Origin of the sequence: Fluviicola sp., from assembly GCF_029266855.1 — a bacterium.
Lineage (GTDB): Bacteria > Bacteroidota > Bacteroidia > Flavobacteriales_D > Crocinitomicaceae > Fluviicola.
The window spans coordinates 199,350-215,035 of sequence record NZ_JAQSWB010000001.1 but is presented as its reverse complement, the minus strand read 5'-3'; the positions used below and the strand labels follow the sequence as shown (position 1 = coordinate 215,035).

Sequence of the window (15,686 nt, the reverse complement as noted above, 5' to 3'; positions counted from 1 at the left end):
TTACCTTTGAGGCTCAAATTAAATATCCAATGAAAAATACTGCGTTATCTGCTGTGCACGAAGCTTTAGGAGCTAAAATGGTTCCATTTGCCGGATTCAATATGCCAGTTCAATATGAAGGTGTAATCGCTGAACACGAAACTGTTCGAAATGCGGTTGGTGTATTCGATGTTTCCCACATGGGAGAGTTTTTGCTTTCCGGTCCGGATGCACTGGATCTGATCCAGCGTGTAACAACAAATGATGCTTCTACCCTAACGATCGGTCGTGCCCAGTATTCTTGTCTTCCGAATGGAAAAGGCGGTATTGTTGACGATTTGATTATTTACCGCATCAAAGAAGAAGAATACCTATTAGTAGTGAATGCTTCCAATATAGAAAAGGATTGGAACTGGATCTCTTCCCACAACACGAAGAACGTATCCATGAGAAACCTTTCCGATGATTATTCATTGTTGGCAATCCAGGGACCCAAAGCGGTTGAAGCAATGCAGTCATTGACATCTGTCGATCTTTCTGTAATCAAATACTATCATTTCGAGGTCGGACCATTTGCGGGTGTCGATTACGTCATTATTTCCGCAACAGGTTATACCGGTTCGGGAGGATTTGAAATTTACTGCAAGAATTCCGAGGTAAAACAAGTTTGGGACAAAGTGTTCGAAGCCGGTGCTGCTTTCGGAATCAAACCGATCGGTTTAGCTGCACGCGATACTTTGCGTTTGGAAATGGGCTTCTGTCTATACGGAAACGATATCGACGATACCACTTCTCCGCTTGAAGCAGGATTGGGATGGATCACTAAATTCACAAAGGATTTTGTTGATTCTGACAAACTGAAAGCAGAAAAAGAAGCGGGTGTTTCACAAAAACTTGTTGGTTTCGAAATGATCGACCGCGGAATTCCACGCCACGATTACCGCATTTTAGATGCAAACGGAAATGCAATCGGAAGAGTAACTTCCGGAACCCAGGGACCAAGTGTAAAAAAAGCAATCGGAATGGGTTATGTAAATACCGAATTTGCTGCTCCTGATACAGAAATCTTTATTGAGATCAGAGATAAGGGCGTATTGGCGAAAGTGGTTAAGATGCCTTTTTATCAAAAGTAGATTTTAGGACATCGGGATTTCAGGATATTAAGACTTAAATCTTATTCTTCCTGTCGTTCTCGACACATTCCGTACACGTCAATTCGAGTAGTTCAGATATGCATAGTCGGAACGTATCTAGAATAGTGGACGGAATTATCGAACTGACAGAGGAATTGAAAACATACTCTAGTGGAATTGTGAAAGCGATTCCACTTTTTTTGTACCCAAATAAAGCACCTGCTGTTTTCATTTCAGAATTTTACTTAGTATTGAATAAACGATCTTCAAATGAGAATGAAATTATACTTCCTGCTGTTTCTGATCCCCGTTTCCAGTTTGAGCTTACGCGGGCAAAGCAATGATACCTGGATTTCGTTCTGGAATGAAGACACGACAATGATCGGATATAAGGACAAAAACGGTGTGGTGAAGATTGAGCCGAAATTTACCGGGTTTTCAAATGCAGGCAGGTTTGACAATATTATTGCCGCTACCGAAGAAAATGACGGTAAATGGACGAGTTATTACCTGACTAAGGCCGGGAAAGCAATTGGCAGGGACAGTCTGCACATTTTTGACAACAGTGCTGATTGCGAAAGTGAAGGCTTTATTCGTTTCAGAGACAAAAAAACAGACCAGGTGGGCTTATTCGACAGAACAGGAAAAGTAGTTATTCCTGCTGTTTACAATGAATTGACACGTGTCCGAAACGGAATGGTCATCGGGCTGAAAGGGGCTGAGAAAAAGTTTTGGGACAAAGACAAACATTCCGGATGCAATCATTTCAGCTGGACAGGCGGCCAGGAAGTTTTAATAGACACTTCAAACAAGATACTCGTTGAAAAATTCCCCTTCAATGAAGGACTAAATTTCTTCAGTCTTCAAAAAACAGAAGCAGCACACCCGGATAGTACACGTGTCTCTTTTTTAGCGGTGGATGGAAGCTATTATTCCTTTATTGACTTTCAAAGAGAATTCGAGCAGTGGGTTATGAAAGAGTTGTTACCCGATTTAACGGTAGAAAAATTAATTGAGGCCTCATACGATACGATTACCAGGGAAACAGAAGATGGCTGGAACAAAACAGCCGGTAAACAACTCATTACGGAAAATTTCACTATCCTGAAAAACGGGTTAATGGAAATCTTAGAACCTAAAACCGAATACTTTATATCCAATAGCGGTCTGAATCCACTGATGTTTGATGGCCCCGTATTCGAGCACTATTTCACCAATTGCGGCGAGTTGAAAGAGTGGATCTATCCAACGATGTCGATCATTATTTCTCATCATAACAAAACAGACTTTCCACAGGACCATTATGAATTTCTACGTACCGACGACGGATACAAACTAATCTACCTGGCTATCAGGGACAAGAATATGAAGTGAGTTTCTTTTTTACCGCAAAGAGCGAGCCTTCCCCCTGTCATTCCCGATACATTCCGTTCATGTCAATTCGAGTAGTTCCGACATTTCAGGAGATCAAAACATATTGAATTGGGATTTTTTGGCATAAATTATGTAGGATGGAGTGTTTTTGAAAACAACTTAAATCTAAAAACATGACGCGTAAACCATCTAAATTAGTATCATTCATTGCCGTGCTATTCCTTTTTGTCAGCAGCACATTTTCCCAGACAAATTCGAATGTCTATTCTCCGAAATTCTCTCACTTATCCGGAAGGTACAATTCCAATATTCAAGTGACCCTTACACCTACTACTCCAAATTGTACGATCTATTATACATTGGACGGTTCAGCACCCACCAGTTCATCAACCCAATACACAGGCATTATCCCCATTTCAGGAAATGGTAACCAGGTAACGTTGAAAGCAATTGCCATTAAAGGAGCCTTACAAAGCTTTATAAGTTCCGCCACTTATGTGATCGATTACAGCTACAATCCAAATGCAAACTACCTGACAAATCTATCCTGGACACAATACAACAACTATCTTCCTGGCGATTGGTTCGGCTATACTTCGACTCCCTGGACCTGCGATTATTCGGTCAAGGTAAAGATTCTGTCTAACGGAAATTATATCGACACGACCACATCAACGAGTTGTTTGGGTCCAAACGATGACACCTTTCTCCCCGTTTTTTATTACGGAATAACCCAGGCTTCTAATCTGAAAACCATGAGCGTCTATAATATTTTGGCTTCGGGATATGCAAACGGACACATTACGATCGATTTTGGGGTTAGCACTAACGAGTATGAACTGCGCTACATCAAGTTTATGGATGAGGAAAACCTGTTCATTGAGTTCTGGCACAACACAAACGGACCTTTGAAGTACTACCTGACTAAACACAGAGCAGTTTTGGGTATTGATGAACAAACTGCCGAACAAGTACTTATCTACCCGAATCCGGCTTCAGATTTTATATCCATCGAAAATCTAAACAGCGATGTCCTGGTAACAAACCAGCTCGGACAAACACTTACGCTTGAAAAAAGCGACAAAATAAGTATCTCACATTTGCTTGCGGGTTTATACTTCCTTCAATTTAGCAATATCAAGGGCGAACAGGTGAGAGAAAAATTACTGATTGAATAAACCTAAATGATTAAAAAAAACATGACTGTTCATGAGTATTCAGCTATGATTACCTTTCATTTGTTAGAAATAACACCCTATTCAAATGCTATGTAAAAGAAAAGCCCCAACAATATGTCGGGGCTTTTTCTATTTCGTATCGGTCAAAACTTATTTAACCAATTTCATTTCATTAATCAAATTCGTTGCTCCGTAGCACTTGTCTACCAACCAAAGCGTGTAACGTACGTCCAAAGAGATTGTGCGCTGAATGTTCGGTTCGAAGTAGATGTCGCCGGACATTGCTTCCCAGTTACCGTCAAATGCCGTACCGATCAATTCTCCGTTTGCATTGATAACCGGTGAACCGGAGTTACCTCCTGTGATGTCGTTGTTCGAAAGGAAGTTTACAGGCAATTTCCCATTGGAAGCGTACTGACCGTAGTCTTTCTTCATCCACAATTCCTTGATACGCGGATCTACAACGAATTCCGGGTTGTTTGGATCTTCTTTCTGCATCACACCGTCAAGCGTTGTGAAATAGTCGTAATGAACAGCGTCACGCGGATCGTAATCCAATACATTTCCGTAAGTCAAACGCATCGTTGAGTTTGCATTCGGATAGAACTTTTTGTTTGGCTGCATTTCGCGAACTCCTTTTACAAACGCACGGTTTGCAAGTGTTAATTTCGCATTTGCAGATTTAACCGCTTCCTGCCCCATTGCAGCCTGGTACGCATTGTCCAAATCTTTGATCAAAATGAACAAAGGATCCTGGCTCAATTTCTCTGCGTCGAAGTTTTTCATGAATTCTTCGTAACGCTCTTTCGAAGCGAAAATGGAATTCATTTTGATGCGGCTCATGAAAGCAGCAAGACCGTCAGCACCGATAGATCGTGTAATTCCAACCTGCTGTTCCATCGGAACGTCGCGGATGTACATTTTCAATACTTCTTCCAAAGTCTCCAACTCGATATCCATTGAACGCTCAGCGTAAATTTCTTCGGCAGTTGCTTTTGCAGCATCCAGGATCATATTGTAACGCTCCTCGTTTCCTGATTTTTTCGCGTCCAATGCCATTTTGTAGAAATAAACTACCGAATTGATATCTACCTGGCGAACAAACTCACTTTGGTACACCTTGATATAAACTACATCATTCGTAGCTTTGAAAGCAGACTCAATATCCGAAAGCACATTGGTGTATTCTGCCTTTCCGGCTGAATACTTCGTGAAATCATCTTCGATTTTTCTTTTCTTATCAGCAACATGATTTCCCTGCAACTGTTTTGTCTGACCGATAAAGTATTTCCAGTAGTTGGCAACCTGCGCATATTTAGAAGAATAATGCAAACGAACTGTTACATCTTTATCCATGTATTTTTTCATGATCTCTAATTTCTTAGCACGGATGTCAACAATTTTAGGTTGCTCCAAAGAAATTGCCTGCTCAACACCGTAAGAAGTCAAATAACGGTTAGTTCTTCCCGGGAAGCCCATGATCATTGCGTAATCACCTTGTTTCACACCTTTCAATGAGATTGGTAAAGAGTGTTTTGGTTTCAAAGGAACGTTGTCATCGCTGAAATCAGCCGGCTTGTTATCCGATCCTGCGTAAACGCGGAACATAGAGAAATCTGCAGTATGACGCGGCCATTCCCAGTTATCCGTATCTCCACCGAATTTTCCTGCGGATTGCGGAGGTGTTCCTACCAAACGAACATCTTTGAACGTTTCCTTAACGAATAAATAGAATTCATTTCCATCATAAAAATCGCGAACAAATGCTTCGTAATGAGTACCTGTTGTAGCGTCTTTCACCAAAATATCCGTTACTTCTTTGATTTTCTTAGCACGCTCCTCCGGAGTCATTTTAGCATTCAATTCCTTCATCACCTGGGAAGTTACATCTTCCATGCGGATCATGAAGGTTGCCGTCAATCCTTTTACTGCGATTTCTTCTTTGAAATTCTTTGCCCAGAAACCATTGTCCAGGTAGTTATGTTCTTTCGTTGAAGCTCCTGCAATTGCATCGTAACCACAGTGGTGATTTGTCAAAACCAAACCTTGGTTCGAAATGATCTCACCGGTACAAAAACCTCCGAAAGAGATTACTGCATCCTTTAATGACGACTTGTTGATTGAGTAAATTTGCTCTTGAGTTAATTTCAAGCCATGTTTTTTCATGTCTTCATAGTTTCTCCCGATCAAAAACGGAAGCCACATTCCCTCATCTGCACGAGCAATGTTACCCATTGAATAGGTCAATAAGACCAAAACGATTAGTATTTTTTTCATTCTTTAGATTTATTTTAAAAGAGCGCTAAAGGTAACAACTTTTTAATGTGTACAATTGACCGTTTGTATAATATTAATTCAAAATTATGAATGCAAAATGCAAAAAGTCCTTAGAGTTGAAATCCTTCAACTTAAACAAATCCTCCTATTTTGAATTTTGCCTTTTGAATTTTTAATTACTTTATTGTGATTTCATCCAGGAACAACCAGGTTTGATTTCCCTTACCCAAATGCCAATCCGGACATGGCCCGTAGTTTTCGACACTGAAGCGGATAAACTTACAGGTAGTCGGGGCAATTTCGAAACTGATCTCTCCAGTTTTCAGGCCTGCTCCTTCTTTTACCGTTACACCTGGAACTTTGCCCAATTTGCGGTAATTAACTCCGTCGGTCGAAACTTCCATGCTCACACTTTTCGGAGGGAAAATCCAAGATTTTTGGTCCTGCAGGTAAGAAAACTGAACCAGGGAAATCTCTCTCACCTCATTCAATTCGATCACGCCCTGTACATTTTTCCCGAAAGTGCCCTGCCATTCCGTCCCACGGTATTCTTCGGTTCCCTCTTGTCCGTCGACCAAAGCCTGAGAACCGCCACCTGAATATTGATTGGCATATTCTGTCGACAAAGTGATCTTCTTGTCCCGCACATATTTTGTCAGTAAGGTTTTAATCACCTTGCTTTCATTTCCGTCTTCACGAACGACTTTTGCATAGACTTCCGTTGTTTCGGCAAGCCGGATATTTTTGCCTCCCTGCTTGTAGAATGGCTGGAATTTTACTCCGTCGAAACTGTAGTATATTTTACCTTTTTCGAAGAAAAGAACATCAATTCCCAACTCCATATTCGTTTCGAACATGGTTTGATTGGTCGTGAAAAAAGGAACAGGAACAAAAGCCGGACTTATTTCATTTCTTAGATCCAGCTCATAATTTACAAGCTGTTTATTCGGTTTCGGTCCCATGGAAATTTCCAAAATCCCGCCATCCGCGATCATCTGGTGAGTGATATACAGTTTCTGGTACGCCTTTCCGTTCCAGGAAATCGACTGCACAAATTTATTCTCTGCCGAATTTTTAAGCACTTTGATTTCAAAATCAGCCTTTTCGCCATGAATCAATACCTGATCCATCATTGGTCTTCCGATTGCATAAGTCGGACTTCCCGGAGCAACCGGGTAAAAGCCCATAGAACTTAGTACATACCATGCCGACATTTGTCCGCAGTCTTCATTACCTGAAAGTCCGTCGGGCGTATTGGTATAAAACGTTTTTAAAATGGAATCAACGAAAAACTGTGTCTTTTCGGGAGCACCGCAATAATTGTAGGTATATGCCATGTGATGCGATGGTTCATTCCCGTGTGCATACTGACCGATCAATCCCGTGATATCCGCCTGCTCTCTACCCGACATAGAAGAAGAACCCAGGAATAGAGTATCCAGGAAATTTACCATTCCTTCATTTCCACCGTGCATATCAATCAAAGCCTGGATGTGCTGTGGGGCAGCCAAAGAATATTGCCACCCGTTCGCTTCCGTAAAATGGTGGTTTACCTCATTCGGTTTGAAGAAAGGCAAGAAAACACCGTCTTTTCTCGGTTGAAAGAAACGCGTTTCGGGATGTATTAAATTCATCCAGTTTGCCGAACGGACCTGGTATTTTTTTGCTATATCCGCTTTCCCCAGTTTCTCGGCAAATTTCGAAATACACCAATCGTCGTATGCATATTCAAGCGTCCTGGAAACAGACTCCGCAAGCGTATTTGCAGAGATGAAACCGATCTCATCGTATTGTTTTTTTCCGAATTGATCTGCAGTACTGCTGGCGATCATCGCTTCCAACAATCCTTCCGGATCCTTTAAGGGAATGCCTTTCAAATAAGCATCCGTAATGACCGACACCGAATGATACCCGATCATGCAATTCGTTTCATTGTTGGATAATGTCCAAACAGGAAGTAAGCCCGTATTCTTGTATTGTTGCTGGAAAGATTCGACAAAATCCAACACTTTTCGAGGCTGCGTAATGGTATACAGCGGATTTGCGCCCCTGTAAGTATCCCACAAAGAAAAAACAGAATACAGGGAACTTTCCGATTTCTGAATCTGGTCCTTGTAATCGCGGTACCTTCCGTCTACATCCGTCCAAAGTGAAGGATGAACACAAGTATGATAAAGCGCTGTATAGAAATTGGTTAAAACATCCTTCTGTGAAGATTTAACCTGGATCTTACCTAATTCCGTATCCCAGGCTAAAGTTGCTCTTGCACGCACAATATCAAAGTCGAAATTTGTCAGTTCCGCTTTCAGATTGGAGGCAGCACCTTCTTCATCTGTTCCTGAAATCCCTACACGTACCGAGATCTCTTTTACTCCTTCGGGAAATTCCATTACAAACAAATAATTTCCTTCTTCTTTGTCTTCAATCCATTTTGTTTTCGTGAAGGGAACAGAAGTTTCCAGATTAAAATGCAAGTGCTGATGAGCAGCCCAGGCTTCGGAAATACGTCTGCCGGAAACTGAAGTAGCGGAAGTTTTGGTTGCAGCGACTTCCAAAACGCGGTCCCGGTATCCCAAATCAATAATAATATATCGTTTTCCTTTCGGATTTGAAAAGCGATAACGGTGCAAAGCACAATGCAAAGTTGCAGTCAGATCGGCAGTAATGCCATTTTCCATTTCCACATGATAATATCCAGGAACTGCCGTTTCTTTCGAATGTTTAAAAGCGGAACCAAATCCCCCGGCTTTTTTATATCCCGGAACGGCATTTAGTTTTCCCTGCTGGGGAACTAACAAAACATCTGCATAATCCGGAATTCCCGTACCACTTAAGTGTGTGTGACTGAATCCGTAAATTACCGAATCCGAATAGTGATAGCCTCCGCATCCGTCCCATCCTTCATAACGTGTATCAGGACCAACCTGAACCATCCCGAAGGGAAGAACCGGCCCCGGAAAAGTATGTCCGTGTCCACCCGTCCCAACAAATGTGTTTACATATTGAGATGGATTTGGTCTCACATCGACCATTTTATTTGGAACAACTTTACCTCTTGCCGCATCCGAATTAGTTTTTAATTCCTGGATTTGAGAAAAACCTGCCGAGGAATAAATAAGTGTAACTGCTAGTAGAATATTTTTCATGCCCTTACTTTTTGATCGCTTTCCAGAACATGGAAGCTGCCGTACCTAATACTGCGGCATTCATGTCGTGAAGAGCTGAATTACGAATTTCAATATGCCCCTGGTATATTTGAAGCAGGTTTGCCTCCATGTGTTTTTTTACTTTTTCGGAGAAATATGCACCGCTCTGTGCCAATCCTCCAAAAAGAACATACGCTTTCGGATTGGAAAAAGCCGCAAAGTCTGCCAAAGCAGAACCCAGCATTTCAGCCGTATAATCGACGATCTCACAAGCGAATTCATCCCCGGAACTTGCAGCCTGAAAAACATCCTTTGCTGTAATTTTCGAGAGTTCATTTAAGCGGGAATCTGCTTTATGAATGCTCTCCAATTCTTTCACACTGCGAACCACACCTGTACTTGAAACATACGTCTCCAAACAGCCATTTCTTCCACAGCCACATAAACGTCCGTTGTGAACAACCCGAATATGTCCGTATTCACCGGCAAATCCCTGTGATCCCACAACCAGTTCTCCATTGATGAAAATTCCCGAACCCAAACCGGTCCCAAGTGTGATCAGCACAAAATCATTCAAATCTTTCGCATTTCCGAACAAATGTTCGCCGATTGCAGCCGCATTGGCATCATTTGCAAGCAAGGTTGGTCTGTGAAATTTCTGCTCAAATAATTCCGCGATAGGAATAATTCCTTTCCATTTGAGATTGGGTGCAAATTCAATATTTCCCGTAAAAGCATTTCCGTTCGGCGCGCCAACTCCCAATCCAAGTAACCCTTCCAGAAAACCATGCTCCTTAACATCCTGGTAAATTTTATCTACCAGGTCTTCCGGATCCAAATAGTCCGTTGTTGTTATAGATTCTTCAAATAACACCTCCCCATTTCGGTTCACCAAACCATAAGCTGTATTGGTTCCACCGATATCTATGCCTAATGCAACATGTTCAATCATGTTGTAAAAATGGGATTTTTTTTTGAGAATTAAATTTTAGTAAACTGATTTAGCAAATCGCTTCATCTTAAATTAACATTCCATTCTTTCAGAAAAGAAGATACGAATCCCTCCATTATCTGATGCCGCTCTGTTCCGATTTCCCGGGCGGTTTTTGTGCGAAGCCTGTCTTTTATAAGCAATAGTTTCTCGTAAAAATGATTCAGGGTATGTGACTTATCGGAAGAATAGGAATCGAAATCGGTGTGCAGCGACGGACCTAAATCCGGCTCATAGAAAGACCGGTTATTTTTTCCACCGTAATGAAAAGCCCTTGCAATCCCTATTGCCCCTATCGCATCCAGCCGATCCGCATCCCTCACAATATCCAGTTCAAGGCTTTCATACACATCACTCACTCCTGCTCCTTTGAAAGAAACTTTGTCCACGATATCACATACGCGTTCAGTTAACTTCTCATCGGCATTTAAACGGGTTAGTATCTCTCTTGAAACCCTTCCGCAATCATTTTTGATTCCGCCGTTCAGCTTGTGATCCGAAATATCGTGAAGCAAGGCTGCCAGCTGGATCACCAACAGATCTCCGCCCTCCTTCGACTGGATGTATTCTGCCAATTTCAAGACCCGTTCGATGTGATACCAATCGTGATCTGCGCTTTCATTTCTAAACTTCTGTTCTACAATACTTCTAACTTCCTCTAACAAATTCATTTTACTTTCCTGATATTATGATCTTATGCTTGCATAAGTAATTAAAACACTTTAAATTGCAAATAAAATCTAAAATCTCTCTTATGAAAAAATTAATTTTACCTGTATTGGCAGTTATGACCCTTGGAACTGCATCTGCACAATTTAATCTTGGTATTTCGGCGGGTTATGGGATCGGATCACCTGGCCATGTAATGGGTACAAGTACAACTTCCACGCTTTCTTCCTACAACGAAGAAAACATCTACGGAACATTGGGAAGCGGTATCCTGGCCAATTTAACTCCCGGTTACATGTTCGGAGAGCATTTTGGAATTGAATTGGGTCTGAACGGATTTTTCGGATCTAAAACCGTAGTCGATGAAGCAACTGTGCCAACAGGCAATTACGAGCGTATTCAATCATCTAATCAGTTCCGGATTTCACCTGCAATCGTTATTAAATCAGGCGGGGAAAAGATTTCTGCATATGCACGCGGAGGTTTGGTTCTTCCGTTAATAGGATCCGTTCGATCTGAAGTTAATAATAGCACAAATCCTGCAGCTGTTACGGAAGTAGAATTGAAAACTACCGGAAAAGTAAGCTTGGGTTACACCGGAGCTGTCGGATTAAACGTCCATTTTGGTCAGAAATTCGGGTTCTTTGCAGAAGTCGGAGCTAATAGTTTACGGGTAAAATCAAAAGAAACAGAGATCACCAAGTATGTTGTTAACGGAAGTGATGAACTTGGAAACATGGATACTTACGACAGAGAAACCGTTTACGTTGATGAATTAACCAATTCGTCAAATAATACAGGAACAAATCCTACGGGAACGGACCAGAACAGTGCACGGGAAGATTTGAGAGAGGTAGCAAACTTCAGCAATTTCTTTATACAGGTTGGTTTCAAGATCACATTTGGTGACTAATCTTCAAATTATTATTGGTTAAAGGGGCAAGGTAGAAATATCCTGCCCTTTTTTATTTGCAGATTTTGAAGCTTTTACTATCTTTGCACCCTGTTTATTCGCTAAGCAGAAGTTAATATTCATTTTAACCGAGGTTTCGTACCTCAAACAATTAACATTATGGCAACACGTATTCGTTTGCAAAGACACGGTAAAAAAGGAAAAGCAGTTTTCCATTTGGTAGTAGCTGATTCTCGCGCTAAGCGTGATGGTAAATTCATCGAGAAATTGGGAGTTTACAATCCGAACACGAACCCGGCAACAATTGACATCAATTTTGAATCAACTTTAAAATGGGTTGGTACAGGAGCTGAAATGTCAGATACTGCTCGTGCAATTCTTTCTTATAAAGGAGTTTTGTACAAAAATCACCTATTGAAAGGTGTAACAAAAGGAGCTTTGACTGCAGAGCAGGTAGAAACTAAATTTTCTGCTTGGGAAGCTGATAAAGCATCTAAAATCCAAGGTAAAATTGAAGGTCTTGGAAAAGACGCTGTTGCTGATAAAGCTGCACGTTTGAAAGCTGAAGCTGAATCAAACGAAGCTAAAGCAAAAGCAATTGAAGCTAAAAACACGCCTGCTGCTGAAGAAGCTCCTGTAGTGGAAGAGGCTGCAACTGAAGAAACTGCTCCTGAAGCTGTTACTGAAGAAGCAACTGAAGCTCCTGCAGAAGAGACTGCACCTGAAGCTGCTGCTGAGGAAACAACTGAAGCTCCGGCTGAAGATGCTCCTGCTGCTGAAGAAGAAGGAGAAGCTAAGGCTTAATTCATTAAAAGTTGATCAATGCAACATTCTGATTGCTTTCAACTTGGTTATATTGCGAAACTTCACGGATACAAAGGTGAAGTTTCGCTTTTTTTAGATGTAACCAATCCGGAAGATTACCGAACACTCGATGCATTCTTCATCGATATCAACGGACAACTTACGCCCTTTTTTGTTAAGTCCTTTACATTAAAAAATAAAGGTTTTGCAGCTGTGAAATTAGAAGGGGTCGATTCTGAGAACGACGCAAAGATGATTCTTCGCAAAAGCTGCTACCTTCCATTATCAATCCTCCCACCGCTGGACGATAAGCATTTCTACGACCACGAGATCATCGGTTTCAAGTTACATGATACGCGTTACGGGGAAGTTGGAATTGTTGAGCAAGTGATTGACAACAATGTAAATCCATTGATCCAGGTAATGAACGGGGAAAAAGAAATCCTGATTCCATTCATTGACGGACTTGTACAAAAGGTCGATCGAAAAGCAAAAACAATTCACGTAACTTCTCCCGAAGGATTGATTGAAATGTATATGGGAGAATGAGTGTTTTTAACTTCAAACACTTTCAAATCCACCAAAAAAACGCAGCATTAAAAGTCGGCACCGATTCCATGCTTCTCGGTTCGCTTTGCAACTGGAAAAATCCCAAACTCCTGCTGGATATCGGAACAGGAACAGGGGTTTTGTCCCTCATGTGCGCTCAGCGTTTCTCATTCGAAAAAATTACCGGTATCGAGCTTTCGGAAGAAGCCTTTACTGATGCACAGATCAATGCTCAAAACAATCCGTTTCCATCGAAGATCTCTATCTTAAACCAATCCATCCAGGACTATAAGCCTGCCGGAGAATTTGATGCAATTATCAGCAATCCCCCTTTCTTCGAAAACAGTTCCAAAAATCCGGATGCGGACAAATCATTAGCACGTCACACGGAAAGTCTTTCCTTTTTAGAGTTAATTCAATCCATTGCAAGATTGTTAAGTAAAGATGGAAAAGCATGGATCATTGTTCCTTTTGAAAGCAAGGAGCAACTCATTCAACTGGCAAAAGCGAACGACTTATTTGTTTCTGATCTCATTACAATTTTCGGGAAACCCGACAAAGCAACACGCGTTATTCTATCGTTTGAGAAAAAGGCTTCTGAACTGCGAATTTCCTCCTTATGCATCAGAACTGAAGACGGCTCGTATACTGAGGAATATAAAGTACTGACGAAAGAATTTCACGACCGTTCTTTATAACAAAGCCGCAATCTCTTCCTGGATTTCTACTCCCTGGTGCTCATTGTACCAATTCTGAAGTTGAATCTTCACTTCTTCAAACGACGCCTGGCTTGCGTGCATTTTTGTGTATAATTCCTGGCACTCGGCAGGACGTGGTCCCCAGGTCGCCAAATCTTGTGCCGTCGCTGAAGCTATTGGCGACATGCGATCCCCATTTGTATTTCGGATGATCAATTTCGGAATTGCCTTGCCTCCGTTTGTCAAATAATCCTGGATACGATTGGGTTCTGAATCCCTTAGCTCAAAATCGATCCGGATCAAAGGATTCAGATCTGCCATCATTTGGATAAACGGTACAATATGCGCCGCATCCCCACACCAGGGTTCCGTAATTACGATCCATTCCTGTGCTTTCTTAATTGCCTCGATTTTCTCTTTTACATGCGGAAGGATTTCTCCTTTTTTCATCCATCGATTCATCCGCGACCAGTTTAGCTTCGTATAATTGAAGTAATCCGGGTTATCGTATGGTGCCGGTGGATTGGGTGAGTTTAGAATTTGTTCGAATTGTTCTAAATAAGTTTGAAACGTCATGATCCTAAATTTGAATGATCAAAGTTAGTTTCAATTCATCTGGAACAGGTATAAAAAACGATAAATAAATTGTGTGATTATATTTAGGATTTCAAGAATGTAAAAAGCTCTTCGTTATATCACGAAATAATAATATCATGATATCACAATATCATGAATCCAGCTTTACATCATAGATCAACTCCGAAATATTCTCCTCCCTGAAATACGTTTGAGCTATTTCCTGCAATTCTTCACTGGTCAATTTGTCAATCCCGGCATACATTTCCTGGATCGTATCGATCTGGTTGAACAGCAGCAATGATTTTCCCAAGCCCTGCATCAAACCTAAATTTGAATCCAAAGACAAAGCGATATGACCTTTTAACTGCTCTTTTGCCTGATATAACTGCTTTGCTGTTAATGGGATTTCGCGCAACTTCTTCAATTCGGAATAAATGATCTTCATGGTTTTAGCCAGGTACTTTTGATCTGTTCCAAAGTAAATAGACCAATAACCCAAATCCGGATAAGGGGAATACTGTGCTTCAATATTGTACGTATAACCGTATTTTTCACGAACAGAAAGAATCAACCGGGAATTCATAGCAGGACCTCCTAAAACATTCGTCAGCATAGTCATTCCTCTTCGGTGTTCACTATTGTAACCGGGAGCAATCCCGCCAATAATTGCATGGGCCTGGTAATTTCCTTCTTCTACTCTTTTCTTAACAGGTACATACGTGTCAAATGGTCGCGGTGTTGCTTTTACCTTTCCGGAAGGCATCGAATGAAAATGTTTTTCCAGGCATTTGACCAATGTATTCAAGGGAATATCTCCTACAAAAGAAATAACTGCATTCTCTGTAAAGAAAAACTTCTCGACATAGCTTTTCAAAGATTCTCTGCTAAAAGACTGAACGGATTCGGGTGTTCCGAGAATATTGTTTCCAAGCGGGTGATTCGGAAAGATCAGTGCTTCATAATCATCAAAGATTTTATCACTAGGATTATCCAAATACGAATTCAACTCGTCCAGTACAATTTCTTTCTCCTTTTGGATCTCTTTCTCCGGAAAGTTACTGTTGATAGCAATATCAGAAAGCAACTCGGCTGCACGATTCAGGTGTGTCTTCACAAAAGAAGCATACAGGCAAATCTCCTCCTTTGTGGTGTAAGCGTTCAATTCTCCTCCCACTGAATCCAGGCGGGATAAAATATGAAAAGCTCTTCGTTTACCGGTTCCTTTGAAAATGCTGTGTTCTAAGAAATGTGCCAAGCCAATTTCATGATCTTCTTCAAATCTTGAACCTGCCAGAACCGTGACTCCCAAATGGGCAACAGGAGAACCGGTATGTAAATACACCAGCCGCAACCCATTTGAAAGAGTATAAATATGAGGTAATAATTCAATCATTCG

13 protein-coding genes are annotated in these 15,686 nt (G+C 41.2%); 7 read left to right on the top strand and 6 right to left on the bottom strand.

The window, feature by feature from the left end:
- The first annotated feature begins 29 nt into the window (after positions 1-29).
- The 3 genes from gcvT (at position 30) to K0S23_RS00930 (ending at position 3,664) form a co-directional block, all read left to right on the top strand.
- Positions 30-1,112: a glycine cleavage system aminomethyltransferase GcvT gene (gene gcvT / locus K0S23_RS00940; protein WP_300353002.1), complete on the top strand. Its 1,083-nt coding sequence runs from the start codon at positions 30-32 to the stop codon at positions 1,110-1,112.
- Positions 1,113-1,382: 270 nt separating this feature from the next.
- Positions 1,383-2,486, top strand: a complete 1,104-nt coding sequence (locus K0S23_RS00935; RefSeq protein ID WP_300352999.1) for a WG repeat-containing protein — start codon at positions 1,383-1,385, stop codon at positions 2,484-2,486.
- 173 nt (positions 2,487-2,659) lie between these two features.
- Positions 2,660-3,664 (top strand): chitobiase/beta-hexosaminidase C-terminal domain-containing protein, encoded by a 1,005-nt coding sequence (locus tag K0S23_RS00930; protein WP_300352996.1) that lies wholly within the window; start codon positions 2,660-2,662, stop codon positions 3,662-3,664.
- A 150-nt stretch (positions 3,665-3,814) separates the two neighbouring features.
- On the opposite strand, the gene K0S23_RS00925 is transcribed toward K0S23_RS00930, so the two are convergent.
- The 4 genes from K0S23_RS00925 to K0S23_RS00910 form a co-directional block, all read right to left on the bottom strand.
- The gene (locus K0S23_RS00925; protein WP_300352993.1) at positions 3,815-5,941 is read right to left on the bottom strand and encodes a S46 family peptidase; all 2,127 of its coding nucleotides are present in this window, start codon (positions 5,939-5,941) and stop codon (positions 3,815-3,817) included.
- A 176-nt stretch (positions 5,942-6,117) separates the two neighbouring features.
- On the bottom strand, positions 6,118-9,087 hold the full coding sequence (locus tag K0S23_RS00920; protein ID WP_300352991.1) for a GH92 family glycosyl hydrolase: 2,970 nt from the start codon (positions 9,085-9,087) through the stop codon (positions 6,118-6,120).
- Between the two features lie 4 nt (positions 9,088-9,091).
- Positions 9,092-10,039 (bottom strand): ROK family protein, encoded by a 948-nt coding sequence (locus tag K0S23_RS00915; protein WP_300352988.1) that lies wholly within the window; start codon positions 10,037-10,039, stop codon positions 9,092-9,094.
- A 62-nt stretch (positions 10,040-10,101) separates the two neighbouring features.
- Complete coding sequence (locus tag K0S23_RS00910; RefSeq protein ID WP_300352986.1) at positions 10,102-10,749, bottom strand: HD domain-containing protein; 648 nt, start codon at positions 10,747-10,749, stop codon at positions 10,102-10,104.
- A gap of 83 nt (positions 10,750-10,832) precedes the next feature.
- Here K0S23_RS00910 and K0S23_RS00905 point away from each other — a divergent pair, with 83 nt between their 5' ends.
- The 4 genes from K0S23_RS00905 (at position 10,833) to K0S23_RS00890 (ending at position 13,711) form a co-directional block, all read left to right on the top strand.
- Positions 10,833-11,660: an outer membrane beta-barrel protein gene (locus K0S23_RS00905; protein WP_300352984.1), complete on the top strand. Its 828-nt coding sequence runs from the start codon at positions 10,833-10,835 to the stop codon at positions 11,658-11,660.
- A 159-nt stretch (positions 11,661-11,819) separates the two neighbouring features.
- Positions 11,820-12,464, top strand: a complete 645-nt coding sequence (locus tag K0S23_RS00900; RefSeq protein ID WP_300352981.1) for a 30S ribosomal protein S16 — start codon at positions 11,820-11,822, stop codon at positions 12,462-12,464.
- Between the two features lie 18 nt (positions 12,465-12,482).
- On the top strand, positions 12,483-13,013 hold the full coding sequence (rimM, locus tag K0S23_RS00895; RefSeq protein ID WP_300352978.1) for a ribosome maturation factor RimM: 531 nt from the start codon (positions 12,483-12,485) through the stop codon (positions 13,011-13,013).
- Entirely contained in the window at positions 13,010-13,711 is a 702-nt protein-coding gene (locus K0S23_RS00890) for a methyltransferase (RefSeq protein ID WP_300352975.1), read from the top strand. Before rimM ends, K0S23_RS00890 begins: the two co-directional genes overlap by 4 nt.
- Here the strand turns inward: K0S23_RS00890 and K0S23_RS00885 are convergent.
- Both K0S23_RS00885 and K0S23_RS00880 read right to left on the bottom strand, forming a co-directional pair.
- Entirely contained in the window at positions 13,706-14,287 is a 582-nt protein-coding gene (locus K0S23_RS00885; protein ID WP_300352973.1) for a thioredoxin family protein, read from the bottom strand. The two genes, K0S23_RS00890 and K0S23_RS00885, sit on opposite strands and share 6 nt — an antisense overlap.
- Before the next feature lie 151 nt (positions 14,288-14,438).
- Entirely contained in the window at positions 14,439-15,683 is a 1,245-nt protein-coding gene (locus K0S23_RS00880; RefSeq protein ID WP_300352970.1) for a pitrilysin family protein, read from the bottom strand.
- Between the last annotated feature and the right edge of the window lie 3 nt (positions 15,684-15,686).